Raw genomic sequence first — 23,355 nt, 5'->3', positions numbered from 1 at the left:
CGGGCACCTCGGTGAGGGGGGTGGAATTTGTCTACGGGGCCCATGTTACTGATACGTTTTCGATCAAGAAGTGATCCTGCGTGATGGTTACCATCGACATCGATGATAGTTATATTTGTACTATTAAAAACAAGGAGTTACGGATTTTTTGAGAGCGCTATTGCGCAGAGTGGAAAGGCTTTTTCCTTAAGTTGGTATAATCGATGTATTCGATTAATCTAGGCGATAGCGTCTCTCCATCGTTCCCACTGATGTGTTTTTTCTCTTGCGGATAAAGCCGCGTGGCTTGCCGAGAACAGCGTGCTAGACCGCTTGTCTGACTGTTCGCGTTTTGCAAACACTGTTGTCGCCTGCCTTGGAATTGTTGGTTGCAGGTGCCGCTCGTAACGTTCACTCACCCACTACAACAACAACGGTGAATGAGATGAGCACTGCCGCGTTCCGTACCGTCTTCGGATCGCTCGACGACCATCGCATGGGGTCGATCGAGATCATCCAGGGCGAAGCCCGCCATTACGCGTTCTCCAATATCTTCGACGTCGCCAGCCGTTCCGCCCCCTATGAAAAGGTGGTGGTCGGCCTGAACCTCGGCTATGTCATCGAGACCCTGCGCGCCGAGGGCACCTCTCCCTGGTACACCGCCGCCCACGACGAGTTCGCCATTTCGGTGGACGGCGAGGTGCGGGTGGACTTCCTCAAACTGGATGAGCCGCTTGCCGAAGGTGAGGGCACCCAGTTGGCCGGCGAGCAGCCCAAGGGCCGTCCGATGGGTTATGTCCTGCTCAAGCGCGGCCACCAGGCCCTGTTGCCGGCCGGCTGTGCCTATCGCTTCGAAAGTGCGCGCCCGAACGTGTTGTTACTGCAGACCATCAAGGGACCGCTGTCGGTGGAGAAGTGGGCAGACATCTGCCTGAAGTGACCGCCCCGACCAACAACCAGAACAAGAGGACATCCACCATGGCCATGCTCGAAACCCTCGATACCTCCGCCAGCTTCGCCGCCGATGAAGTCGTAGCCAGCCTGCCCGACTACGTTACCGGCTACCGCAGCTTCAAACTCGGCGCCTTTACCTTGTCCCGCGATGAATACTTCGTGCGTATCCAGTGGCCGGCCAAAGGCCAGGAGCGCTCGCACCTGATTCCCGCCGACGCCTTCCTGCGCGCTACCATGCGCGATGTGGCCTGGGGTTTCTTCTACGGCTGGGTGAACTTCGACGAAGTGATCGGCACCCGTAACCACTACGGCAAGGTTGATCTCTACGCCGGCACCTTCAACGGCGTGCTGAGAACCGCCGGTGTGGACTACACCGAGCAGTTCGAGACGCCGAAGATCATGGCCACCTTCAAGGCCATCCTGCATGACTGGACCAACGCCGGCTTCGACCCCTTCGCCGCGCCGGAGGAAACCGGCAGCGCCTTCGGTCGCAAGAACGGCGACAACCTTTCAGCCATCGAGCGCTTCCGCGTGGCCACCAGGCGCATGCCGGGCCTTCCGGATGATTCGCCGTTGCGCAACGACCTGCCGGTGAACCGCCAGTTTGTCGATGTGCCCCAGGATGAGCCGGAGATCCACGCTGCCGAAGGCTTTGAGGGCGAACTGCATGCCTTCAACCTCTACAAGTACCTGTCGCGCTCCGATGTGACCTGGAACCCCTCGGTCAGCTCGGTGTGCAAGGCCAGCCTGTTCTGCCCGACCACCGAGGAGTTCATCCTCCCGGTGTTCCACGGTAACGACCGCGTGGAGTGGTTCCTGCAACTCTCCGACGAAATCATCTGGGATGTGGCTGACAAGGACGACGGTGCGCCACGCGCGCGCATCACCATGCGCCCCGGCGATATCTGTGCCATGCCTGCAGACATCCGCCACCAGGGCTACTCCACCAAGCGCTCCATGCTGCTGGTGTGGGAGAACGCCACGCCGAACCTGCCGCAGCGCTACGAGAGCGGCGAGCTGAAGCCCTACCCGGTGGAATTCTGATCCGTTCTGCTCCCTCTCCCTCTGGGAGAGGGCCGGGGTGAGGGGAGCCTGATCCCTGCGCCAGAGCCACCTCTTCGCACAAGGGAGAGGGAAGTACTTCACGTCATACACAGACGCCGCAGTTCGCCGCGGCGCCCGGAGAGCTTTTTCCATGCAAAACCAACTCTTCATCGACGGCCGTTTCGTACCGGCCCTGAAGGGCGGGACTATCGACGTCCTGTCGCCCCACGACGGCTCGCTGATCACCCGGATCGCCGCCGCCGAAGCCGAGGACGTGGACCTGGCGGTGGCTGCCGCCAAGCGGGCATTTCCGGCCTGGGCCGCGCTGTCCGGCGCCGAACGCGGCCGTCTGCTGCTGAAGCTGGCGGACAAGATCGAAGAACACCTTGAGGAGCTGGCGCAACTGGAGTCCCTGGATACCGGTCACCCGATCCGCGATTCCCGCAGCCTCGACGTACCGCGCACGGCCGCCTGCTTCCGTTACTTCGGTGGCATGGCCGACAAGATCGAGGGCGCGGTGATCCCGGTGGAAACCGGATTCCTCAACTATGTGCAGCGCAAACCCATCGGCGTGGTTGGCCAGATCGTGCCGTGGAACTTCCCGTTGATGTTCACCAGCTGGAAGATGGGCCCGGCCCTGGCCGCCGGCAACACGGTGGTGATCAAACCGTCGGAGATCACCCCGCTGTCCACCTTGCGCATCGCCGAACTGATGAAGGAAGTGGGCTTCCCTGATGGCGTGGTCAACGTGGTGCCGGGCTACGGCCATACCGCCGGCCAGCGCCTGGCCGAGCATGAAGACGTGGGCAAGATCGCTTTCACCGGTTCCACTGCCACCGGTCGACGCATCGTCGAAGCCTCCCAGGGCAATCTCAAACGGGTGCAACTGGAACTGGGCGGGAAGGGCGCCAACATCGTCTTCGAGGATGCCAACCTGGAGGCCGCCGTGAATGGCGCCGCCTGGGCCATCTTCCACAACCAGGGCCAAGCCTGCATTGCCGGTTCGCGGCTGATCCTCCACGAGCGCATCGCCGACGAGTTCCTCGAGCGATTCATCGGCCTGGCGCGCTCCATCCGCCTGGGCAGCCCGCTGGACCCGAACACCGAAATGGGTCCGTTGACCTCGGCCCAGCACCGCGACCGGGTGCTGGCCTACGTGGATATTGCCCGTGCCCAGGGCGGACGCGTCCTCAGCGGCGGCAAAGCGCCCAGTGATACGGCACTGGCCGACGGCTACTACATCGAGCCTACCGTCGTCGAAGCCCAGCCGGATCATCGCGTGGCCCAGGAGGAGGTGTTCGGCCCCTTCGTCACCGTGCTGCGCTTCTCCAGCGACGAGGAAGCCCTGGCGATTGCCAATGGCACCCAGTACGGCCTCGGCAGCGGCCTCTGGACGCGTGACCTGCAACGCGCCCACCGGATGGCGGCGAACATCCACGCCGGTATGTGCTGGATCAACTGCTACAAGCGCGTCAGCCCCGGCAGCCCCTTCGGCGGCGTCGGCCAGTCCGGCTATGGCCGCGAGATGGGCTTCGAAGCCATCCACGACTACACCGAGGCCCGCTCCGTGTGGGTCAACGTGGACGCCAAGATCCCGCCCCATTTCAAGCGCTGAGGTCCACCATGAATCCCTTCATCTACCAAGGCCTGGCCTCTCGCGTGGTATTCGGCTGGGGCAAGCTGGAAACCCTGGCCGACGAACTGGACAAGCTCGGCGCCCGCCGCGCGCTGATTCTCACCACGCCGGAGCAGCGTCACTTGGGTGAGCGCGTGGCGGGCATCCTCGGCGAGCGTGCCGCCGGGGTTTACCCACAGGCGGTGATGCACGTGCCGGTGGAAGTGGCACGCGCGGCCTGTAGCGAGGCGGCGCGCCTGGATGCTGACTGCTGCGTGGCCATCGGCGGCGGTTCCACCATTGGCCTGGGCAAGGCGATTGCCCTGGAATCCGGCCTGCCGATCCTCGCCGTGCCGACCACTTATGCGGGCTCGGAGATGACCCCCATCTACGGCATGACCGAGAACCGCCTGAAGAAGACCGGGCGCGACTTCCGCGTGCTGCCGAAGACAGTGGTATACGACCCGCAACTGACCTTGAGCCTGCCGACGGCCATTTCCGCCTGCTCCGGCATGAACGCCATGGCCCACGCGGTGGAAGCCCTCTACGCCCAGGACGCCAACCCCATCATTACCCTGATGGCCGAGGAGTCCATCCGCGCCCTGGCCGAAGCCCTGCCGGGCGTGGTGGCCAACCCGGAGGACGCCGAGGCCCGCAGCCACGCCCTCTACGGCGCCTGGCTGGCCGGTATCTGCCTGGGCTCGGTGGGTATGGCCATCCACCACAAGCTCTGCCACACCCTCGGTGGCACCTTCAACCTGCCGCACGCCCAGGCCCACGCGGTGGTGCTGCCTCATGCCGCCCACTACAACCGGAAGGCTGCCGCCGAGCCCCTGCGCCGCGCGGCCCGCGCACTGGGTGGACGGGAAGCGGAGGAGGTGGGGCCGCTGATCTTCGCCCTGAACCAGAAGCTGTGTATCCCGGCGTCCCTGGCCGAGCTCGGCTTGCCCGAGGAAGGCCCGGCGGAAACGGCGGTGATCGCCTGCTCCAGTCCCTACTTCAACCCGCGCCCCTTCGAGCAGGACGCCATCGAAACCATGCTGCTCCGCGCCTGGCAGGGCCTGCCTCCCGCGTGAAGTACAACTCCCCTCTCTCTTCAGGGAGAGGGAACTTCCACGCAACTCGTCGTCACCGACCCAACGGGAACACAAGATGAACAACATCCCGCCTAACGAAGCGAAAATATCGGCCCAGGCCGTCGCCGCCTTCGCCAATACGCCCAACCCGCGTCTGCGCCAGGTGGTGCAAAGCCTGGTTCGCCACCTCCATGCGTTCGCCAGCGAGGTGGAACTGACCGAGGAGGAATGGCTGGAAGGTATCCGCTTCCTCACCGACACCGGCAAGCAGTGCGACGGCATCGTGCGCCAGGAGTTCATCCTGCTGTCCGATGTGATCGGCCTGTCCATGCTGGTGGATGCCATCAACCATCGCGCCAGCGAAGTTGCCACCGAAACCACGGTGTTCGGGCCCTTCTACATCGCCGGCATGCCCGAGCGAGGCCATGGCGAAAACATGGCCTTCACCCCGGGTGAACCGGCCCTGGTCCTGGGGCGTGTGCTCGACGCGGCGGGCGAGCCCATCGCGGGTGCCGTTCTGGATGTCTGGCAGACCGCCGAGAACGGCATGTACTCCGGGCAGGACCCGGATCAGCCCCTGGCCAACCTGCGTGGTCGCTACCGCACGGACGAGGAGGGGCGTTTTTCCATCCGCACCATCATCCCGGTGAGCTACCCCATTCCCACCGACGGCCCGGTGGGGCGCCTGCTCCAGGCTAGCGACCGCCATCCGTGGCGCCCGGCGCATCTGCATTTCATGGTCATGGCGCCCGGTCACCGTACCTTGGTCACCCACTTGTTCAACCATGACGACCCGTACCTGGAGTCGGATGTGGTGTTCGGCGTGAAGGATTCTCTCAAGGTGGTCTATCAGCTTTGCCAGGCGAACCATCCACTGGCAGCCCGCTATGACATAGACGGGGCCTTCCGCCTGGCCAGCTACGACTTCGTGCTGGAGCGCGAAACCGCATGAGCCAGTACTTCGCCGTTTTCGCCACTGACAAGCCGGACCAGCTCGGCCTGCGCAACCAGGTGCGCCCGGCCCATCGGGAACACTTGCGCAATCCTTATCCGCACCGGGTGGTGGTGCGCCTCGGCGGCCCCACCCTGGACAACGGCAACGGCCGTATGAACGGCACGCTGCTGGTGGTGGAGGCCATGAGCCTGGCCGAGGTGCAGGCCTTTCTCGGTGATGATCCCTACGTACGCGCCGGGCTGTTCGAACACATCGAGATCCGCCCCTGGAACTGGGGGCTGGGCAATCCGGAGCTGCGGGGATGAACGCCCTCTGCGCACTGGACGCCATCACCGATGGCGGCGCCCTGGCGCTGAACACCGAACTGGACGGCCGCGCCCAGGCGCTGGTGCTGGTCCGTCGCGGCGAGGCTGTATGGGGGTACCGCAATCGCTGCCCGCATTTCTCGGTGCCGCTGGACTTCCGCCCCGGTGAGTTCAGCACCTACCGCAGCCAGGTGTTGATGTGTGCCCATCACAGCGCCCTGTTCCGCTTCGAAGACGGCCAGTGCATCGAAGGCCCCTGCGAAGGCAGCCGGCTGGATGCAGTGCCGGTGCGGGTGGTGGAGGGGAGGGTGGTCTTGCTGGGGTAATGCTTCGGTGCCGCTTTTATTGTGGGGGGCGATTTCAATCGCTAAGCGGGCCGAAGGCTCGCTCCTGGGCCTCCAAGGGGCAGTCCGTAGCCCGGATGAAAACCGGGGAAATTCCAATCGCCGCTCCCGGATTTCATCCGAGCTACGAACGTGGATGTTTACTCGCCACGCCGGCCCGTGGCCTGCCCTGTGCGCCTGCGAGGGACAGGTTCCCTACCCTTGGCGAATGAATTCGCCCCCACAAGGTGTGCGACCTGCAAATGCGTGCCTTAACAAATGCTAATGCCCAATCCCGCCTAACCTGCAATAAAGGCTCATCGCCCCCTATTGGCAGCAAGAGATGAACCTGTTCGAAGACATGCGGGTATTTGTGGTGGTGGTCGAGGCCGGTAGCTTTTCGGCGGCGGCGCAGCGGCTGAACATCGCCAAGTCGGTGGTCAGCCGGCGGATGAGCGCGCTGGAGCGGCACCTGGAGTGCCGGTTGTTCAACCGGACTACCCGGCGCCTCAGCCTCACCGAAACCGGCCTGGACTATTTCGAACGCACCCAGCGCATTCTCCGTGACTTGGTCGAGGCCGAAGAAGCCACACGCAGCCTGCAAAGCGAACTGCGCGGGCGGTTGCGCCTGGCGGCGCCCATGTCTTTCGGCCTCAAGTACCTGTCGCCGGCGCTCAATGAGTTCATGCAGGCCCATCCGGGATTGGAGGTGGAGCTGGACCTGAATGACCGATACGTGGACCTGGTCAACGAGGGATATGACCTGACCCTGCGCATCGGCCGCCTGCCCGACTCCACCCTGGTAGCCCGCGAGCTGGGGCCTTGTCCCCATGCTGTCTGCGCCAGCCCCGGCTACCTTGCCGAACATGGCACCCCCGAGGTGCCGGAGGACCTGCGCGAGCACCAGTGCCTGGGGTACAAGAACCGCGCCAATAGCAGCCAGTGGCAGTTCCTCATGGGGCGTGAGTGGCGTTCGGTGGCGGTGCGGCCACGGTTGATCGCCAACAATGGCGAGGTGCTGGTTCAGGCGGCGGTGGACGGCCTCGGCCTGGTGTCGCTGCCGCGCTTCCTGCTCGAGGAAAACCTGGCCAAGGGCCGGCTGGTAGAGGTGCTGCAGGACTTTGCGTTGCCCAGTTCGCAGATTTACGCGGTCTGTCCGCCAGGGCGCCGTTTGCCGGCCAAGGTGCGGGCCTTCATCGACTTCCTTGTAGAACGCTTTTCTCGCTAGCCGCCGGGGACTAGGCTAGTGGCACTTTTCAGCAAACGGATAGTGCTATGTCCACCGAGATTCATGCCCAGTTCGCCGAAGCGCCCCTCACTGCCATCGAGGCCCGACTCGTCGGTAGCCTGATCGAGAAGCAGGCCACGACCCCCGAAGCCTACCCGCTGACCCTCAATGCCCTGGTGCTGGCCTGCAACCAGAAGACCAGTCGCGAACCGGTGATGAACGTCACCCCGGGCCAGGCTGGCCAGGCGCTGCGCAACCTGGAGGCGCGCGCCATGGTGAAGCTGGTGATGGGCAGTCGCGCCGACCGTTGGGAGCAGCGAACGGACAAGGCGCTGGAAATCGTACAGCCGCAGTTGATCCTGATCGGCCTGCTGCTGCTGCGCGGCCCGCAGACCCTGGGCGAACTGCTGACTCGCAGCAATCGCATGACCGACTTCGACGACACCGAAGACGTCCGCCATCAGCTCGAACGCCTGATCGCGCGTGGGCTGGTGGTGTTGATGCCGCGCCAGGGTGGCCAGCGCGAGGATCGTTACATGCACCTGATGGGCGAGCCGGCGGATCTGGAGGCCTTGATGGAAGCGCGCGCCAGCCAGCCGGAGCGCGGTGAGTCGCGTGCCGCTGCCGATGCGCGCATCGAAGAACTGGAAGCCCGGGTCGCCGACCTGGAAGCCCGACTGGCGCGTCTGGAAGAGCGCGGCGAGTAAATGATTGCGGGGCGCCGGCTGTCCGTCGATGTCGCCCCGACGATTTCCCTGCGTGGCCCGACCTGCGATCCTGTCGCAACCGTGAAACACCGCCCCTGAGGTATCCATGAAGATCAGCTCGGACTTCGACAGCGGCAATATCGAAGTGATTGATGCCAGCAACTCGCAGCAGGTGCTGCTGGCCATGCGCCCGGACCTGAAGAGCCACCACTTCCAGTGGTTCCACTTCAAGGTCGAGGACATGACCCCCGGCCAGCGCCACGGCTTCAGCCTGACCAATGCCGGGCAGTCCGCCTACAGCCACGCCTGGGCCGGCTACAACGCCGCCGCCTCCTACGACCAGGTCAACTGGTTCCGAGTCCCCAGCAGCTTCGACGACAAGGGCCTGCACTTTGCCCTGGAGCCCACCCACGAGCAGATCTGGTTCGCCTATTTCGAGCCTTACAGCCGTGCCCGTCACGACTGGCTGATCAGCGAAGCCCTGGACAAGGCTGGCGCCGAGGTCGTGGCCATCGGCACGAGCATCGAGGGCCGCGAGATCCCGCTGCTGCGCGTCAGCCGCAACCCGAATGCCCAGCGCAAGGTCTGGATCATCGCCCAGCAACACCCCGGCGAGCACATGGCCGAGTGGTACATGGAGGGCGTGATCGAGCGTTTGTCGAAGCACGGCGATGCCGAACTGGACGCACTGCTGGCCAAGGCCGACCTTTACCTGGTGCCGAACATGAATCCGGACGGCGCCTTCCGCGGTCACCTGCGTACCAACGCCGCCGGCAAGGACTTGAACCGCGCCTGGCAGTCGGCCGACGACACCGAGACGCCGGAAGTGTTCTTCGTTCAGCAGCAGATGCGCAAGGTGGGTGTGGACCTTTTCCTCGACATCCACGGCGACGAGGAAATCCCCCACGTGTTCACCGCCGGTTGCGAAGGCAACCCCGGCTATACGCCACGCCTGGAAGCCCTGGAAAGCGAGTTCCGCCAGCGCTTGGTGGACATGGGCGCCGAGTTCCAGACGAAGTTCGGCTACCCCCGCGACGAACCGGGCAAGGCCAACACCACCCTGGCCTGCAATGCGGTGGGCATGGCCTTCGACTGCCTGTCGTTCACCATCGAGATGCCATTCAAGGACCACGACGACAACCCGCACCCGCGCACGGCCTGGAACGGCGACCGTTCCAAGCGCCTGGGCAAGGACGTGCTGACGGTGATTGCGGCAATGGTGGACAAGCTGCGCTGAGCGCATCGTAGCCCGGATTTCATCCGGGCTACTGACGTGTAGGACAACCCGACTTCATCCTGTAAATCAGGCAGTTCGATGGTCACAGGCAAAGCCGATGACTCATCACCACGCCCTGAGGGCGTGGTTTCTCAAGTTCAACTGAACTCGCCCCCCCCCATTAGCGGCTTGAGCCTCAAACCCCGCATTCGTTCTGCAGGTTGGCCTGGGTAATGTTGCTGCCTTCCGGCACGCTGCGGGTCAGCCAGACGTTACCGCCGATGGTGGAACCCTTGCCGATGGTGATGCGGCCGAGGATGGTCGCACCGGCATAGATCACCACATCGTCTTCGACGATCGGGTGACGCGGTTGACCTTTCTGCAGGTTGCCTTCCTCGTCCGATGGGAAGCGCTTGGCGCCCAGGGTTACCGCCTGGTAGATGCGGACGCGTTCGCCGATGATCGCGGTCTCGCCAATGACGACGCCCGTGCCGTGGTCGATAAAGAAGCTCTTGCCGATCTGCGCGCCGGGGTGGATGTCGATGCCGGTGGCCGAGTGGGCGATCTCGGCAATCATCCGCGCCAGCAATGGCAGGCCGGCCGTGTAGAAGTAGTGGGCCAGGCGGTGATGGATAACCGCATGCACGCCCGGATAGCAGATCAGCACTTCGTCGACGCTGCGCGCCGCCGGGTCGCCCTGGAAGGCGGCCAGCACATCGGTATCCAGCAGCACCCGCAGCTTGGGCAGGGTGGCGGCGAATCCCTTGACGATCTCGATGGCTTGGCAGGCGATGTCATCGCCGCTGGCGCCATTGTGTCGTGCGGCGTAGGAAAGCTCGCGGCGTACTTCACCGGCCAGGGCATTGAGCGCGACGTCCAGGGTATGGCCGACGTAGAAGTCCTCGCTTTCCTCACGCAGGTCTGCCGGGCCGAGGCGCATGGGGAAGAGGGCGCCGCCCAAGGCCTCGATGATATGCCCGACAGTGACGCGCGACGGCAGTTCGCGGCCGCCACGGTCCTGAAGGCGGCCATGCTGGCTGCGCCATTGGGCGCGGGCGTCGCGCAGGTCGTTGACGATCTGGTCGAGCTGCCAGTTCACTGGCTGGCAGCCGGTGGCGACGTAGGGAAGTCTGTTCATTGGGGTACCTGTATGGCGCGGTCCGGATCGCTATAGCGTGCGGAGAATCACCTGGTTTCCGCAAGAGGTGATTTGCCGTAAACCCGTGCTCAGTCGGCCGGCACCAGGGGCTGGGCCTGCGGGCGCGCTGGTGCTGTCACAGTACAGCCGATGGACGCAAGGATAATGCAGAGGATCGCCAGCCACTGCAGTAGCGACAGGTGCTCGCCGAGGAAGATCAGCCCGGAGAGCGCGCCGAATGCCGGCTCGATACTCATCAGGGTGCCGAACGTCTGCGCCGGCAGGCGAGTGAGGGCGATCATTTCCAGGGTGTAGGGGATGGCCGTGGAGAGCAGGGCGACGGCCAGGGCCACGGGCAACAGTTCCGGGCGCAAGAGGTCGGTGCCGGCGTGCACGATGCCGACCGGGGCGATGAAAAGGGCGGCCACCAGCACGCCCAGCGCCGCACCCTGCATGCCGTGGTCGCTGCCGGCACGCGCTCCGTAAAGGATGTACAGCGCCCAGCAGATGCCCGCACCCAGGGCGTAGGCCATGCCGGTCAGGTCCAGGTGGCCGCCGGTCTTGCCGAGCGGCAGCAGGAGCCAGAGGCCCAGGGCCGCCAGGCCGATCCAGATGAAGTCGATGGCTCGCCGCGAAGCGAACAGCGCCACCGCCAGCGGCCCGGTGAATTCCAGCGCGACGGCGATGCCCAGCGGGATGGTGCGCAGGGACATGTAGAACATCAGGTTCATGCCGCCCAGGGCCAGGCCGTACATGATCAGCGGTCGCAGGGACGCCTTGCTGATCCGTGCGCGCCACGGGCGCAGGATCAGCGCGAGGATGATGGCGGCGAACACCAGACGCAGGGTGGTGGTGCCTTGGGCGCCGATGACCGGGAACAGGGTCTTGGCCAGGGAGGCGCCACTCTGGATGGAAGCCATGGCCACCATGAGGACGGAGACAGGCAGAAGGGTGGAAGCGAGGCGGCTCGACAGCGGGGGCATTTGGCGGAATCCGAAATGTAGAAGGGCTGGCGTCTTGATATGCTTATGTGCAACATAATGCGCAAAAGTCAGGGTGTGAGCAATATGTTGCCCAAATCGGATGAACGTCCCAACGTCCTCGAACACGTCTCGGAAAACGTCCGCCGTCTGCGCCGCGTAGCAGGCCTGAGCCAGGAAGCCCTGGCCACGGCTGCGGGTGTCAGCCGGCGCATGCTGGTGGGCATCGAGGGTGGCGATGTGAACGTCAGCCTGGCCACCCTGGATCGCATCGCTGCGGCCCTTGGGGTGCTGTTCCCTGATCTGGTGCAGCAGCCGGATCGTCCCGACCGTTCCCGTATCAATGCCGTGGCCTGGGTGGGCAGCAAACCGGGCAGTCGCGCCACCCTGCTGGCCAGTTCGGCGACTCGCCATGAAGTCGAACTCTGGAGCTGGTCGCTGGCGCCGGGTGAGCGCTACACGGCCGAACCGGATGCCGAAGGCTGGCGCGAGATGATCTTTGTGATCGAGGGCAGCCTCAGTGTGCTGCGTGGCGAAGAGAATCAGCGGGTCGAGGCTGGAGATTTCCTGGTGTTCGGCAGCGACCGGCTTTACACCTATGCCAATGAAGGCGAGGTGATGGTGCGCTTCGTTCGCAATGTGCTGACCTGAACCTCAGAGGTAGCCGGAAGCCTCGTAGTGGGTGGACGGCGCTTTTTCGTCCACCGTTCGGAGCGCGAGCGTTGATGGAGGAGGGCAGTTACACCTGCTCGTCTTCATCCTCGGCGTCACCACCGAAGGCATCCAGGCAGCGCAGTACGTGTTCGCCATCGGGGCCAGCCAGCTTCCAGCAGCCGGTCTCGGCGTCGAAACGCGCGCTCTGCACCGCAGCCTGGGTGAAGCGCCATTCGCGGCGGGTGCGACCGTCGATGCACTCGACCCGCAGCAGCTGGGCGTCGGGATTACCCGGCTGGCCAGCTTCCAGGGCGTCAAGCAGTGTTTCATCCAGGTCGAACTCCCAGGCGTGCAGGTCGTCGATTTCCAGCATGTCGGCGGCCAGCAGGGCATCCAGCAGGGTCGGGTGAGTCATGGGGCGTGTATCCATCAATCGGTCGAGTGGCGCGGGATGATAATCCAGCACGCCCGTCAATGCTCGGCCGAGCTTTCAAGGTACTGCTGGTTTGCTTCGCGAATGCGCCGGCCTTCTTCGTCGTAGAGGAAGGGCAGGAACATATAGCGACGCCCGGCAGTGACCGGGGTGGCCTCATGCAGCAATGAGCAGGAGAACACCACTGCGCCGCCCGTTGGCGCGCTGTACAGGCTGCGGCCGAATTCCGGGAAGCGCAGGTAGCCACCTTCGTACTCGCCGCTGTTGAGGAACAGGGAGACGGCGAAGCGGCGGTGGGCGGTGCCCTTGGTGGTGTTGTCGCGATGGGGGCGGAAGTGACCGCCTTCTTCCGCGTCGTAGCAGGCCACCAGGTAACGCTCCATGCGCGTGGCATGGAACTGGAAAGCCTTGAGCAGTTCCGGCACCAGCCGCGTGGTGATTCGATGGGCGCAAGTGTCGCGCAGTTTATCGTCGTCCAGGGAGCAGTCGCGGCGGCGCTTGTGGGCATGCTTGAGCTCCTCCACCGTCTTGCCGTCGCGCTCGATCATGTAGCCGGATTCGGTACCTCCATGCCGGTCGTAGTAGTCGATCAGCGCTTTGCACAGGCCCGGCTCGAAGATCCGTGGGATGACCAGCACCGGCGCCTGAGCCCGGGCGATACTCGTCGGGCGTATGGGGTCCTGGGCCTGGAGCAGGGCGAGGAGGGCGTCCACGTGGCCTTCGCCACCGGGCCGGATGGGTAGGGCGGCGATCACCCGCAGACGCGGGTCGAGCAGGTAGGTCATCTGGCGGACGGCGCCGTTTTCCCGTTGCACGCCGTACAGGTTGCAGATGGTGCGGTCGAAGTCCCAGAAGAAGCGGATGCCGGGCAACAGGTCGCGGATGCGCTGTTGTTCGCGATCACGCGGGTCGACCGTGACACCGAAGAAGCTCGCCTGGTCGTCGTCGAAGCGCTCGCGGCGCGCCAGCAGGTCGGTGAGTACACGCGCTGCAGTCGGGTCCGAGGATGACCCCAGGAAGCTGAGGACGATATAGCGCCCGGCGACGGTATCGAAGGTGAAGCGTTCCCGGCTGGTGGTGCTGCTGGTGAACCAGGGCACCGCTTCGCCCGGGTCCACGGGGGAGTTGCGCTGGGTCATGGTTGCCTCCATCTGCTTGAACTCAAGCTAGACCACCCGCATTCCGCGTGCCTTGCCCGCCGCTGGACGCAGCGTCGCAGGGTATGACCGGTGCTTTACTCGCTCCCGGGCGGCTAACGTATGCCGGGTTCAAGTGGAGAGGCTGGTTCTGACCGGGGCCGTTGGTTTCGGGCCGTTCTGTAGGCTGGGCCGAGTGCAGCGAAGCCCAACCTACAGATGCGCTGGTCTCAATAGTCGTTCTTGCACCCGGTTCCCCAGACCAGGTATTCGATCGTCTTCTCTTGCATCTGGCTGTCCTCATACGTCATGCGCGCCGGCCCTATACCGCAGAAGGTAGAGAGGTCGGTCATCTGCACCACCCGGGCGATATCCAGGTGCACCCCGTACTCGTACTGAGTAACGGGTTGCGTCGCCTGGTCGGTCGTGGCGGCCAGGGCGGCGGTGGAGGCAAGGCTGAGAGTCAGGGCGACGACAAGGGTTTTCATAGTGGATTCTCCTGCTGGAGAGGGGAGGTTGCGGGAAGTCCCGCGTCTACTGACCGTCAGGCATCGGGCGAATGCCGCTGCCGGTGGTCATGCTCGAGAGCACGCCATCCCTACGGATGAGCGCGTGGTAGAGGGCCGCCGCCAGGTGCGCCAGGATGCTGATGAGCAGCAGGTACGCCAGTACAGTGTGGGCCAGGCGCAGCGAGGCATAGAGCCGGGCGTCCTGCGGGGCGATGGGCGGCAGCAAGACGGACTCGTGGAGCGCCACCGGGTAGCCGCCAGCGGACTGCATCGCCCAGCCCACCAGTGGCAGGGCGAGCATCAGGGCGTATAGCAACAGATGGGACAGCTTGGCGACTCCCCGTTGCCAGCCGGGCATGTCGCCGGGCAGGGGCGGGGTGGGACTGGCCAGGCGCACGGCCAGACGGATCAGTACCAGAGCCAGCAAGGTCACGCCCAGGAGCTTGTGCAGGGCCACCAGGGTGCTGTGGCGCGGGGACAGGTCGCCTACCATGCTGACGCCGATGAAGAGCATGGCCAGTAGCAGGATCGCCATCAGCCAGTGAATGACCCGCAGCAACAGGCTGAAATGGGTGGGCGCAGTCATTGTTGGGCTCCTTGCTCGGCATGGGGCGCACCTTCGCGGGTGCGGCGGTTGTAAGACACGGCGTAGGCGGCCGAGCGGGCGGCGAGGATGGGGTCGTCGGAGGCCTGGATGCCGTCCGGCAGCACCAGTGGGTCGAAGTTGATGTCGCGGCAGGCGCCGGTGTCCTGAGGTTCGGCGCTTTCCACAACCAGGGTGCCGGCATTTACCTGGCGACGATTGGCAGGCCATTGACGGGTCGCATCGTCGGTTGGGTCGCCGGGCTCGGCCAGCGTCAGCACCAGATGCCAGCGCAGCGGGCCCTGGGCCAGTCGCTGTTGCAGGTCATGACTGAGGAAGTCCGGATCATTGCCGGCCTCGCCCAAGGGCTCGAAGGGTGCCTCGGGTTGCACCGACCAGCGCACGTAATGTCCATTGTCGGCGGCATCCACCAGGCGGAAGGCATTGATACCGTTGTAAGCGACATTGGCGAAGCTGTTGCTGGGTTTCGCGGCCTGCGTCCATTGGCGGAAAGCAGTGCTTTCCGGGTGGGCGGCGAAGAATGCCTGCAACTTTGCCGGGTCCGGCTTGCCGGTGGCCGGGTCTGGGCGCGAGGCCAGCACCTGCTCGTAGAAGGCCTCCGGGGTGGCCACCGGCAGCACCGGCGGCGTGTTCATGCCGGTGCGCCATTGTTCACCGCCGGGCAGCTGGAACAGCAAGGCCATGCTGCGAGTGGGAACACCGGCATCCGGGGCGTGGGGGTTGCTGCCGCCGATGGCCAGGCGACCGATCACCGGCACCTTGCCAGGGGCGAAGACGCTGGCGCGGGACAGCTTCTCGGCCAGGCCGCTGCTCTCGAAATGGCCCGCAATGCAGATGCCCTTCGCGTGATTCTTACGGTAGCCGGAGAACTTGCCGGCGTTGGCCTCGAAGGCGTCGATGATCTGGTGCGGGGTGAGACGCTCGTTACCGAGCCAACCGGCGGCATAGCCGAAGCCAGCGGCCAGGCCGCCGACGGCCAGTCCGATCAGGGCCAGTCGGGCGGCCAGGTCGAACCCCTTGGGTGTTGCCTTGCTCATGCGATACTCCCGGGCCATATGCCCTTGTCCATGAGCCGGTGAGACGCGGCGCCCCGGGCTTTATTCCCGACGGGGAATAAAATCCTGCTTCGCACGTCTTCCTATCGAACCTTTGGCAGAAGCAGCACACAACCTGGCTATGAACATGATCGATGACGCGGAACTGCGGGAGTTGTTACAGCGGCTGCGGCGATTTGCGCTGTGGCTGACGCGCAATGCCAGCAGCGCCGATGACCTGGTCCAGGCAACCTTGGAACGGGCACTTTCCCGCTGGAGCAGCAAAGGCGATGGCAACTTGCGTGCCTGGCTGTTCGCCATCCTTTACCGGCAGTTCCTCGATGGGCAGCGCAAGGCCCGTCGCCATGCGCGGCTATTGGAGTTCTTCGGTGGCCGCAGCCAGGAAGCCCCTTCCGCCGAAGAGTTGGTGGTCAACCAGGCGACCCTGGAAGCTTTCGGTCGGCTGCCGGCGGAGCAACGTGCACTGCTGTTGCTGGTGAGTGTGGAAGGCCTCAGCTACAAAGAGGCCGCCGAAGCCCTCGGGATTCCCATCGGCACCGTGATGTCCAGGCTGTCCCGCGCACGCAAGGCGCTGCGCGAACTGGCCGAGGGCGAGATCTCCAACCCTCAGCTGCGGGTACTCAAATGAACGCATTCCATCCCAGCGAAGACGACCTGCACGCTTATCTCGACGGTGAACTGGACGCCGAGCAGCGCCAAGTGGTGGAGGCTTATCTGGCGGCCAATCCGGAAGCGGCCTCCCAGGTAGAGGCCTGGCGGCGGGACGCCCAATTGTTGCGCGCTGCGCTGGCGAATCCGGGCCTTGCCCCCAACCCGCGCCTCGAACCGGTCGCGATCCGTGCCTCGTTGCGCGCCCGCAAGCAGCGCCGCCTGGCCCTGGCAGCGTCCTTCGTGCTGGCATTGGGCGCGGGTGGCCTGGGCGGCTGGCAGGCGCGGGACATGAGTCTGCTGGCGTCCAACCCACCCATGCAGGATGCCCTGCAGGCTCATCGGCTGTTCTCGACCAGCCCGGTGGTCGATATCCAGGCGCGTGTGCCGGGGGAGTTGCAGGCCTGGCTGGACCAGCGCTTCAGCCACGCGGCGCGGATTCCCGATCTCAGCCCCTATGGCTTCACCCCGGTAGGCGGCCGCTGGCTGGTGACCGAACAGGGCGCCGCAGCCTTGCTCCTGTTCGAAGACGGCCAGGGGCAGCGGGTCAGCCTGTACCTGCGGGCGCCGGGCTCGCTGTATCCGAGCATGCAGAAGGGCCAGCGCCGTGATGGCGAGCTGGAGGCGCGGTACTGGTCGCGGGACGGCTACAACTACGCGCTGGTCAGCCGGGAAGGGGACCCGCGCGGGGAAGTGCTGGGGCGGGCGTTGTCGTTCTGATCGGGAGGCCCCTCCCGGATTTCATCCGTGCTACGACTGCCCGTTAGCGACGGCTTCGGCCACCTTCGAGTGGTCTTTTTGCATCAGCGGGTAATACTTCTCCGCAAGGGTGGCCGTGTTGCTGATGGTGCGCTCCGCCGGGAGGTGTGAGATGAAAAAGCTATCAATTGTGGGTGTCGGTATTGTGGGTGAGGCGGCGGCTCAGATCATCGCCCGGGAAGAGTTCTGTCGTGAGTTGGTCTTGATCGATGTGCAGGGTGAGTTGGCACAGGGCAAGGCGCTGGACGTCTGGCAGGCGGCAGTTGAGTCAGGTTCTGATACCCGGGTTTACGGCGGGTCCAATGCCGAGTTGCTGCAAGATTCTGACCTGGTGGTGATTACGGCGGGTGTGCCCCGCAAGCCTGGTCAGTCGCGACAGGACGTGTTGAGTATCAACCTGCCTATTCTCGACGGCATCATGCGGGATATTAATCTTCATTCGCCGGCGGCGACGGTGTTGGTGGTGTCGAACCCGGTCGATGTGCTGACCTATCGGGCGTGGAGCCTAAGTGGGCTGGGGCGCGACAAGGTGTTCGGGCAGGCGGGCGTGCTGGATACAGCGCGCATGAAGTGTTTCATTGCCGAGGAGACAGGGTTTTCTGCTCGGGATATCACGGCGCTGGTGCTGGGAGGGCATGGCGATAGCATGGTGCCGCTGATGCGTTACTGTGCGGTCGGTTCAGTGCCGCTGTCTCACTTCCTGTCCAGTCAGCAGATAGAGCGGATTGTGGAGCGCACGCGTCAGGGTGGCGGCGAGATTCTGGGTTTGAAGAAGCTGGGGAGCGCCTGCGATGCGCCGGGCGTGGCAATTGCACAGATGGTGGATGCGATCGCCCATGGGCGAAACCGCATTTTGCCGGCGGTCGCGATTCTCGAGGGCGAGTATGGGCGAACAGATATTGCCATGGGGGTCCCCTGTGTACTGGCAGCGGAGGGGATTGTGCGGGTAATCGAGTTGTCCCTGGATGCGCAGGAGCAGGCGATGTTCGACCGCTCTGCAGATCAGGTGGCGCGTGATATTGCTGAAATGAAAGCTTTGTGAGCGGGAGTATATGAGGGGGCACAAGGGGGATCGTGTCCCGGGAGAGGCATATCTTGTCGCTTTTCCCCCAGCCTGTGCCGTGTTACTAGCAGTCGACTCAACTGGTTCAAGGGGGTGCGCGTGTCGCCTACTTATAGTCAGGCCGCACACACGCATCACGACCGCCATCATTTCAGGGGTGAATGCTGCCCCCTCCTGACAGCCAGACGCGGTCATTTGCGCGTTAGTATCATTCGACACAAGGTTGGAGACACCCCCCCATCGTCTGCGCGGGTTAGCGGGTAACCAGGCAGGATGCACCAACCGCTGTCGCCCGGCGTAGCTGCGACATGACGTTCCCCGCCGTAATCACCGCTGTAGGCGACATTGGGCAGCTGCTCGCGGCCAGCGCCTCTGCGACCCAGGTATTGCAGGTATAAGACAGCGAATAGCTACCCTCGGCCTGGTAGAACCGGCTCTCTCTATACAGGCCAGGCCCGAGCACCGCCAAGGCGCCCGTCGCTGAGTGGGTGAAGGTCCCGGCCACGAACGCGAGCAGTCGCCGGTAGCCGTCCTCCGTCACCCGCACCTCGATGACCTCGCTTGCGGCAAAACGCCGCCTAGGGTCCCCGTCAATCTTGACCGCATGGAGCACGGTTGCCGTCGACCCGAACAAGGCTCGCAGCGCGAGGCTCAAGGTGGCCTGTGGGGCTCGGTAAAAGTCTTCGTCACCCCAGCCGAACTCAACGAAGTCGCCGTCGCCGAACTCTTCGGCCAGTGCGGGAAGCACCTGAAGTAGATCGGGGCGCGCAATTGCCAACCCGGTATGCAGGCCATGATTCACTACATAGAAGGACCGCCAATCGCCACCCTCGTCCCTTGGCGGGTCCGACGCGGTAGCGCAGCCGAACAGCGTCAGCATCAGGGCCAGCACTACAATGCGCATGCACAAGGGTTTGGAGGCTCGCTAACGAACGTGGAAGACCCCGGCAGGGGTGGATGCTATGTACAAGCATAGAAGCTGGCTTGCACCATCAAGCAGGCATCCTTGGGCAATTGCGGCAGGCAGAAATCGGCCAGAAGCGGAGGTTCGCCGGCGTTGCAGCGGGCAAACTCAATCCTGATCCAGTCTCGCGTGATCAACCGATTTACGATTAAGAACCGCCAACCCTGCGCCACGTTGAATTGCATCAGCGTCAGAGTTGGCACACATGGCCACGCATCCGTCATAGGGACATTACAAACCCAGCTCCGATAGGCCTGGGTGATCATCAGGGCGACGCCCAAGCGGCCAGCGGAATTTCCGCTCGGCCTCGGTAATAGGTAGGTCGTTGATGCAAGCGAATCGATGTGCCATCAAGCCGTTCTCGGCGAATTCCCAGTTCTCGTTGCCGTAGGAGCGGTACCAGTTGCCGGAGTCGTCATGCCATTCGTAGGCATACCGTACAGCAATGCGATTTGCAGTGAATGCCCACAACTCCTTGATCAGGCGGTACTCAAGTTCCTTGTTCCACTTACGAGTGAGAAATGCCTCGGCCTCGGCCCGACCGTTGGCGAACTCGGCACGGTTACGCCACTTAGTGTCGGGGGTATAAGCGAGAGCCACTTTGGCAGCATCGCGGCTGTTCCAACCGTCTTCGGCCAGCCGGACTTTGAGGATTGCGGTCTCGCGGGTGAATGGCGGAACCGGCTGACGAACTTCGGAGGTAGACATGGCTGTTGCTCCTGGTGGCAAAGGTGAATGGAGAACGACACTGCTCAGTTGGCCGATAAAACGCGACCCAATCGAGTGGAGTGGTGGACGGTCGTTCGCACTGCTTGCCATAAGCTCGAGAGGCGGCCGGCCGACTCATGCGTCGACTCTTCAACGAGACTGGCAGGGTGCTCGGGCGTTGCGACCAATTGTGGTAGCAGAAGGCTCACCTCCCATTCCATTGCATCAGCGCCCCGCGACGACATTGGCGAGTCGTCCCACGACAGAAGCTGGTCCATTTCCCAGCTATGGAAAGCTGTTCTGTTCATCTCGCAGCGCCTCGCTAAAGATCAAGGACAAGGGGGAGTGGGGTGCCCTCGGTTTGCGCTGGTACAGCGCAGCAGATCAGCACGTTGTCGCCGTCCGGCAACTGCGCCGGAGGATTGGTGTAATGCACGGAGCCACTGATCAGCCGGGCGGCGCAGGTTCCGCATGAGCCGCCACGGCAACTGAACTCGGGCGTCAGGCCACGGCTTTCTGCCAGTTCCAGCAGGCTTCCGCTGTCGGGCTTCCAGCGCGCTTCGGTTGCAGATGCAGAGAAATACACCGGCACTGGCACTTCGGCCGCCGGTGGCTGAGCCCATGTCGGTGGCGGTTCGGTTTCGGAGCGGCGCAGCGCAGAGGGGCCGAATGCCTCAGCATGGATGCGATGATCCGGTATGTTCACCCCACGCAGACCGTCGTACATGTCCTGAAGAAATCCGGCTGGGCCGCAGAGGTAGAAGTCATAGTCATCCAGCGGCAGTCGTGCCTTGACCTGGGCGAAGGTCAGGCGGCCTGCCAACTGGTAATCACGGTCGAGTAGCGCCTCGGTTCCGGGATTGCTCAAGGCACGATGGATATGCAGCATCCCAGCCGAGCACTGCAGCAACTCCGCCAGTTCCAGCTGAAATGGCAGGTCCTCCAACGTTCTTGCGCTCTGGAACAGGTGGATCTTGCGTGTCCTCTGGTGTTGCTGGTTTTGCGCTACCAGCTCTCGGACCATTGAGATCATTGGGGTGATGCCAACACCGGCACCGATCAACACCACCGGTCGTTCGTTTTCATCAACCAGGGTGAAGCTGCCCAACGGCACCCGCACCTCCAGCAGATCACCCACCTGCACTTGCTCGTGCAGGTGGCGCGAGGCCTTGCCCTGCAGTTTCACGCTGATGCGGATATGCCCATCGGAAGGCGCGCTAGAAACGCTGTAAGTCCTGACCAGAGCCTCTTCCTCTGCACCCATGATGCGCATCGGCAGGTGCTGACCTGCGGCGAATGGCACTGCGGCGCGGTCCTGTGGTTCAAGGTACAACGAGCGGATATCCCTGCTTTCCTGCTGTACTCGCGCGACTCGCCATTGCTGCCATTGCCGGCGTTGTTCGTACTGCTGCACGCGCTCGTCTGCTTCATCCCAAGTCCCGGTCGCCAGGCTGGTGGGGGCGTAGCCGTGAAACTGCCAGCGAATGGCCACGGCGGCCGGGCGAAGGACTACGTGCTCAACCTCGACGGTCCAAAGGCGCTCCGCGCCTTCGAAGGACTTGATCAAGGGACTGTCCAGCAGCAGCTCGCTGCGCCCGCTGAGTTGCAGCATGTCGCCGGTGGCAAAATCGATGAAAAGCAATCCGGCGATCGGGTTGGTATGCAGGTTCCCCAGGGTGTTGAAGAACAGGTTGCCGGCGTAGTCGGGAATAGTCAGCCGGTTGCCTTCGACTTTCACGAAACCAGCACGTCCGCCTCGATGGGAGACGTCTACGGAGCGATTGTGGGCATCATGATCGACGTAGCTGGCGATGAAGAAAGTATCGGCCGTGCGAATCAGAGCGCTGGTGTATTCGTCTAGCGCATTGAAATCTCGGCGCGGCGCCTTGCTGCTCGCCGACTCGGTGACGCGTGTATAGGAGCGCTCCTGAATGTACTTGGGGCAGTTACCGTAGGAGTGCTCGACCGAAACCTCGAGCCCCTCTGCCGAAACCTGCTGGATCACGCCATTGATGCGATTGCGCCGACGCGTATGCAGCTCAATCCCGAGCATGCCGATCGCATTGCCTGCCTGCAGGCTAGAGGCGGCCGGGTCGTGCGGATCGGTTTGTACAGCCAATAGCAGGTGCTGCGGGTCAGCGGAAGTGATGAAGCCTTCAGGCCCTTCGAGCAGAGTGGCCCAGGGGCGACCGTCCGTATCTACAGCACCGACCACGATGAATGGCAACTGGTGATAGAACTCACGGTGTTGGTCAGGCATGTAGTTGCGGATGACCTTCTGCCCGATCACTTCCATCTGCTCGGAGGCATGGACAATTTCCTGAAGTGCTCGCTCGCCGGCGTGCCACGGTGATTTTCGGTGCTTGGGCAGATGGTCCATGGCTGGCGCTCCTAGGGAGAGCTGCCGGAACCCCGGCAGCATGGCTAGTATTTAGCTGGCTTGCAGACCTGCGGCGGTGCGCTGCATGGGAACGAATCCTGGCAGTGCTTCGATACGTTGCAGCCAGGCACGCACATTCGGGTATGCCTCCAACGATACGTTGCCTTCTGGGGCGTGGGCGATGTAGCTGTAGTTGGCCACATCGGCGATGCTGGTCTCGGTTCCCGCCAGGAATGGGCTGTCGCTGAGTTCGGCCTCCATTACCTTGAGCAGGGCATGGGCGCGGGCGATGACCTCGTCGGCATTGAATGCCGCACCGAATACCGTGATCAGCCGCGCGGCGGCCGGGCCATAGGCTACCTGGCCAGCAGCCACCGACAACCAGCGCTGGATGCGCGCCTCGGTGAGCGGGTCTTGTAGCTGCCAGCTACCGCTGCCGTATTTCTTTGCCAGGTAGACCAGGATCGCGTTGGAGTCACTGATCAGCGTGCCGTTGTCGTCTATCACGGGTACTTGGCCGAAGGCGTTGATAGCAAGGTACTCGGCTTTCTTGTGGGCGCCGTTTGCCAGATCGACAAACACCAGCTCGTGGGGCAGGTTCAGCAGCGAGAGGAACAGCTCGACGCGGTGGGAGTGGCCGGACAGTGGGTGGCGATACAGCTTGATGGCATTTGGCATGGCGATGGCTCCGTTTGGGTCGTGGGACTCAACGCAGCTGCAAACCAGGTTGGCGGTTGTTGCGTTGGTGGAGCCATGCTGCGCCCATCGCTGGCGAAGCAGAACCACCACGCAGAGCAATCCATAATTTCGTTTTCCGAAATAAAACGTGATGGGAAGACTTTGTAACCTCAGCCCATAAAGGCCGGATGGGCACGCAACAGGCGCGTAGCAAAGTCGATAAAGGTCCGTACTCGTGCCTCGG

The 23,355-nt window shown here is 63.7% G+C and carries 25 protein-coding genes; 14 read left to right on the top strand and 11 right to left on the bottom strand.

Going from position 1 to position 23,355, the window contains the following annotated elements:
* Nucleotides 1–424 precede the first annotated feature (424 nt).
* The 10 genes from AAHM40_RS25675 (at nt 425) to AAHM40_RS25630 (ending at nt 9,423) form a co-directional block, all read left to right on the top strand.
* Nucleotides 425–919 carry a hydroxyquinol 1,2-dioxygenase gene (locus AAHM40_RS25675; protein WP_342247217.1) on the top strand — a complete coding sequence of 165 codons (495 nt, stop codon included), beginning with the start codon at nt 425–427 and terminating at the stop codon, nt 917–919.
* Between the two features lie 38 nt (nt 920–957).
* Nucleotides 958–1,977, top strand: a complete 1,020-nt coding sequence (locus AAHM40_RS25670; RefSeq protein ID WP_342247216.1) for a hydroxyquinol 1,2-dioxygenase — start codon at nt 958–960, stop codon at nt 1,975–1,977.
* A 151-nt stretch (nt 1,978–2,128) separates the two neighbouring features.
* Complete coding sequence (locus tag AAHM40_RS25665; RefSeq protein ID WP_342247215.1) at nt 2,129–3,592, top strand: aldehyde dehydrogenase family protein; 1,464 nt, start codon at nt 2,129–2,131, stop codon at nt 3,590–3,592.
* 8 nt (nt 3,593–3,600) lie between these two features.
* Complete coding sequence (locus AAHM40_RS25660; RefSeq protein WP_342247214.1) at nt 3,601–4,668, top strand: maleylacetate reductase; 1,068 nt, start codon at nt 3,601–3,603, stop codon at nt 4,666–4,668.
* A gap of 76 nt (nt 4,669–4,744) precedes the next feature.
* Nucleotides 4,745–5,620 (top strand): intradiol ring-cleavage dioxygenase, encoded by an 876-nt coding sequence (locus AAHM40_RS25655; protein WP_342247213.1) that lies wholly within the window; start codon nt 4,745–4,747, stop codon nt 5,618–5,620.
* Nucleotides 5,617–5,928 carry a YciI family protein gene (locus tag AAHM40_RS25650; protein WP_028631271.1) on the top strand — a complete coding sequence of 104 codons (312 nt, stop codon included), beginning with the start codon at nt 5,617–5,619 and terminating at the stop codon, nt 5,926–5,928. The genes AAHM40_RS25655 and AAHM40_RS25650 overlap by 4 nt, the downstream gene beginning before the upstream one ends.
* Nucleotides 5,925–6,254, top strand: coding sequence for a Rieske (2Fe-2S) protein (locus tag AAHM40_RS25645; RefSeq protein ID WP_342247212.1), 330 nt, complete (start codon nt 5,925–5,927; stop codon nt 6,252–6,254). The genes AAHM40_RS25650 and AAHM40_RS25645 overlap by 4 nt, the downstream gene beginning before the upstream one ends.
* A 340-nt stretch (nt 6,255–6,594) precedes the next feature.
* Nucleotides 6,595–7,479, top strand: a complete 885-nt coding sequence (locus tag AAHM40_RS25640; RefSeq protein ID WP_342247211.1) for a LysR family transcriptional regulator — start codon at nt 6,595–6,597, stop codon at nt 7,477–7,479.
* 47 nt (nt 7,480–7,526) lie between these two features.
* Nucleotides 7,527–8,186, top strand: a complete 660-nt coding sequence (locus AAHM40_RS25635) for a YceH family protein (RefSeq protein WP_342247210.1) — start codon at nt 7,527–7,529, stop codon at nt 8,184–8,186.
* Nucleotides 8,187–8,292: 106 nt separating this feature from the next.
* A complete protein-coding gene (locus AAHM40_RS25630) occupies nt 8,293–9,423 on the top strand; it encodes a M14 family metallopeptidase (protein WP_342247209.1) in 1,131 nt (376 codons plus the stop codon).
* A 175-nt stretch (nt 9,424–9,598) separates the two neighbouring features.
* Here AAHM40_RS25630 and epsC read toward each other — a convergent pair whose 3' ends face one another.
* Together epsC and rhtA are read right to left on the bottom strand one after the other, a co-directional pair.
* Nucleotides 9,599–10,540 (bottom strand): serine O-acetyltransferase EpsC, encoded by a 942-nt coding sequence (epsC, locus tag AAHM40_RS25625; protein WP_342247208.1) that lies wholly within the window; start codon nt 10,538–10,540, stop codon nt 9,599–9,601.
* A gap of 89 nt (nt 10,541–10,629) precedes the next feature.
* The gene (gene rhtA / locus AAHM40_RS25620) at nt 10,630–11,523 is read right to left on the bottom strand and encodes a threonine/homoserine exporter RhtA (protein ID WP_342247207.1); all 894 of its coding nucleotides are present in this window, start codon (nt 11,521–11,523) and stop codon (nt 10,630–10,632) included.
* Between the two features lie 57 nt (nt 11,524–11,580).
* Between rhtA and AAHM40_RS25615 the strand changes: the two genes are divergently transcribed.
* Nucleotides 11,581–12,171: a helix-turn-helix domain-containing protein gene (locus AAHM40_RS25615; RefSeq protein ID WP_342247206.1), complete on the top strand. Its 591-nt coding sequence runs from the start codon at nt 11,581–11,583 to the stop codon at nt 12,169–12,171.
* A gap of 88 nt (nt 12,172–12,259) precedes the next feature.
* Here the strand turns inward: AAHM40_RS25615 and AAHM40_RS25610 are convergent, their stop codons facing one another.
* From AAHM40_RS25610 to AAHM40_RS25590, 5 genes are all read right to left on the bottom strand, one after another.
* Nucleotides 12,260–12,589, bottom strand: coding sequence for a DUF5629 family protein (locus tag AAHM40_RS25610; RefSeq protein ID WP_342247205.1), 330 nt, complete (start codon nt 12,587–12,589; stop codon nt 12,260–12,262).
* Nucleotides 12,590–12,645: 56 nt separating this feature from the next.
* Entirely contained in the window at nt 12,646–13,746 is a 1,101-nt protein-coding gene (locus AAHM40_RS25605; protein ID WP_342247204.1) for a 2OG-Fe(II) oxygenase, read from the bottom strand.
* Nucleotides 13,747–13,973: 227 nt separating this feature from the next.
* Nucleotides 13,974–14,231 carry a DUF2790 domain-containing protein gene (locus AAHM40_RS25600; protein WP_028631281.1) on the bottom strand — a complete coding sequence of 86 codons (258 nt, stop codon included), beginning with the start codon at nt 14,229–14,231 and terminating at the stop codon, nt 13,974–13,976.
* Nucleotides 14,232–14,277: 46 nt separating this feature from the next.
* Nucleotides 14,278–14,838, bottom strand: coding sequence for a cytochrome b (locus AAHM40_RS25595; RefSeq protein WP_342247203.1), 561 nt, complete (start codon nt 14,836–14,838; stop codon nt 14,278–14,280).
* The gene (locus AAHM40_RS25590) at nt 14,835–15,893 is read right to left on the bottom strand and encodes a catalase family peroxidase (RefSeq protein ID WP_342247202.1); all 1,059 of its coding nucleotides are present in this window, start codon (nt 15,891–15,893) and stop codon (nt 14,835–14,837) included. Before AAHM40_RS25590 ends, AAHM40_RS25595 begins: the two co-directional genes overlap by 4 nt.
* Nucleotides 15,894–16,032: 139 nt before the next feature.
* Here AAHM40_RS25590 and AAHM40_RS25585 point away from each other — a divergent pair, with 139 nt between their 5' ends.
* The 3 genes from AAHM40_RS25585 (at nt 16,033) to AAHM40_RS25575 (ending at nt 18,360) form a co-directional block, all read left to right on the top strand.
* Nucleotides 16,033–16,539, top strand: a complete 507-nt coding sequence (locus AAHM40_RS25585) for a sigma-70 family RNA polymerase sigma factor (RefSeq protein WP_342247201.1) — start codon at nt 16,033–16,035, stop codon at nt 16,537–16,539.
* Nucleotides 16,536–17,279, top strand: coding sequence for an anti-sigma factor family protein (locus tag AAHM40_RS25580; RefSeq protein WP_342247200.1), 744 nt, complete (start codon nt 16,536–16,538; stop codon nt 17,277–17,279). Before AAHM40_RS25585 ends, AAHM40_RS25580 begins: the two co-directional genes overlap by 4 nt.
* A 151-nt stretch (nt 17,280–17,430) precedes the next feature.
* On the top strand, nt 17,431–18,360 hold the full coding sequence (locus tag AAHM40_RS25575) for a malate dehydrogenase (protein WP_342247199.1): 930 nt from the start codon (nt 17,431–17,433) through the stop codon (nt 18,358–18,360).
* A 274-nt stretch (nt 18,361–18,634) separates the two neighbouring features.
* Here AAHM40_RS25575 and AAHM40_RS25570 read toward each other — a convergent pair whose 3' ends face one another.
* From AAHM40_RS25570 to AAHM40_RS25555, 4 genes are all read right to left on the bottom strand, one after another.
* Nucleotides 18,635–19,261 (bottom strand): DUF2459 domain-containing protein, encoded by a 627-nt coding sequence (locus AAHM40_RS25570; RefSeq protein WP_342247198.1) that lies wholly within the window; start codon nt 19,259–19,261, stop codon nt 18,635–18,637.
* 315 nt (nt 19,262–19,576) lie between these two features.
* Entirely contained in the window at nt 19,577–20,053 is a 477-nt protein-coding gene (locus tag AAHM40_RS25565; RefSeq protein ID WP_342247197.1) for a nuclear transport factor 2 family protein, read from the bottom strand.
* Nucleotides 20,054–20,375: 322 nt separating this feature from the next.
* Nucleotides 20,376–22,433, bottom strand: a complete 2,058-nt coding sequence (locus AAHM40_RS25560; RefSeq protein ID WP_342247196.1) for a pyridoxamine 5'-phosphate oxidase family protein — start codon at nt 22,431–22,433, stop codon at nt 20,376–20,378.
* A gap of 51 nt (nt 22,434–22,484) precedes the next feature.
* Nucleotides 22,485–23,111 (bottom strand): glutathione S-transferase family protein, encoded by a 627-nt coding sequence (locus AAHM40_RS25555; protein WP_342247195.1) that lies wholly within the window; start codon nt 23,109–23,111, stop codon nt 22,485–22,487.
* Nucleotides 23,112–23,355: the final 244 nt, after the last annotated feature.

This window comes from Pseudomonas sp. OTU5201 (assembly GCF_038440135.1).
Lineage (GTDB): Bacteria > Pseudomonadota > Gammaproteobacteria > Pseudomonadales > Pseudomonadaceae > Metapseudomonas > Metapseudomonas resinovorans.
The sequence above is the reverse complement of the archived record's forward strand: the minus strand, read 5'-3'. Positions and strand labels throughout refer to the sequence as shown.

Bases quoted from the DNA above. Each gene is read 5' to 3' on its own strand.
- AAHM40_RS25675 (WP_342247217.1), top strand. From the start codon at position 425: ATGAGCACTGCCGCGTTCCGTACCGTCTTCGGATCGCTCGACGACCAT.
- AAHM40_RS25670 (WP_342247216.1), top strand. From the start codon at position 958: ATGGCCATGCTCGAAACCCTCGATACCTCCGCCAGCTTCGCCGCCGAT.
- AAHM40_RS25665 (WP_342247215.1), top strand. From the start codon at position 2,129: ATGCAAAACCAACTCTTCATCGACGGCCGTTTCGTACCGGCCCTGAAG.
- AAHM40_RS25660 (WP_342247214.1), top strand. From the start codon at position 3,601: ATGAATCCCTTCATCTACCAAGGCCTGGCCTCTCGCGTGGTATTCGGC.
- AAHM40_RS25655 (WP_342247213.1), top strand. From the start codon at position 4,745: ATGAACAACATCCCGCCTAACGAAGCGAAAATATCGGCCCAGGCCGTC.
- AAHM40_RS25650 (WP_028631271.1), top strand. From the start codon at position 5,617: ATGAGCCAGTACTTCGCCGTTTTCGCCACTGACAAGCCGGACCAGCTC.
- AAHM40_RS25645 (WP_342247212.1), top strand. From the start codon at position 5,925: ATGAACGCCCTCTGCGCACTGGACGCCATCACCGATGGCGGCGCCCTG.
- AAHM40_RS25640 (WP_342247211.1), top strand. From the start codon at position 6,595: ATGAACCTGTTCGAAGACATGCGGGTATTTGTGGTGGTGGTCGAGGCC.
- AAHM40_RS25635 (WP_342247210.1), top strand. From the start codon at position 7,527: ATGTCCACCGAGATTCATGCCCAGTTCGCCGAAGCGCCCCTCACTGCC.
- AAHM40_RS25630 (WP_342247209.1), top strand. From the start codon at position 8,293: ATGAAGATCAGCTCGGACTTCGACAGCGGCAATATCGAAGTGATTGAT.
- epsC (WP_342247208.1), bottom strand. From the start codon at position 10,540: ATGAACAGACTTCCCTACGTCGCCACCGGCTGCCAGCCAGTGAACTGG.
- rhtA (WP_342247207.1), bottom strand. From the start codon at position 11,523: ATGCCCCCGCTGTCGAGCCGCCTCGCTTCCACCCTTCTGCCTGTCTCC.
- AAHM40_RS25615 (WP_342247206.1), top strand. From the start codon at position 11,581: ATGCGCAAAAGTCAGGGTGTGAGCAATATGTTGCCCAAATCGGATGAA.
- AAHM40_RS25610 (WP_342247205.1), bottom strand. From the start codon at position 12,589: ATGACTCACCCGACCCTGCTGGATGCCCTGCTGGCCGCCGACATGCTG.
- AAHM40_RS25605 (WP_342247204.1), bottom strand. From the start codon at position 13,746: ATGACCCAGCGCAACTCCCCCGTGGACCCGGGCGAAGCGGTGCCCTGG.
- AAHM40_RS25600 (WP_028631281.1), bottom strand. From the start codon at position 14,231: ATGAAAACCCTTGTCGTCGCCCTGACTCTCAGCCTTGCCTCCACCGCC.
- AAHM40_RS25595 (WP_342247203.1), bottom strand. From the start codon at position 14,838: ATGACTGCGCCCACCCATTTCAGCCTGTTGCTGCGGGTCATTCACTGG.
- AAHM40_RS25590 (WP_342247202.1), bottom strand. From the start codon at position 15,893: ATGAGCAAGGCAACACCCAAGGGGTTCGACCTGGCCGCCCGACTGGCC.
- AAHM40_RS25585 (WP_342247201.1), top strand. From the start codon at position 16,033: ATGAACATGATCGATGACGCGGAACTGCGGGAGTTGTTACAGCGGCTG.
- AAHM40_RS25580 (WP_342247200.1), top strand. From the start codon at position 16,536: ATGAACGCATTCCATCCCAGCGAAGACGACCTGCACGCTTATCTCGAC.
- AAHM40_RS25575 (WP_342247199.1), top strand. From the start codon at position 17,431: ATGAAAAAGCTATCAATTGTGGGTGTCGGTATTGTGGGTGAGGCGGCG.
- AAHM40_RS25570 (WP_342247198.1), bottom strand. From the start codon at position 19,261: ATGCTGACGCTGTTCGGCTGCGCTACCGCGTCGGACCCGCCAAGGGAC.
- AAHM40_RS25565 (WP_342247197.1), bottom strand. From the start codon at position 20,053: ATGTCTACCTCCGAAGTTCGTCAGCCGGTTCCGCCATTCACCCGCGAG.
- AAHM40_RS25560 (WP_342247196.1), bottom strand. From the start codon at position 22,433: ATGGACCATCTGCCCAAGCACCGAAAATCACCGTGGCACGCCGGCGAG.
- AAHM40_RS25555 (WP_342247195.1), bottom strand. From the start codon at position 23,111: ATGCCAAATGCCATCAAGCTGTATCGCCACCCACTGTCCGGCCACTCC.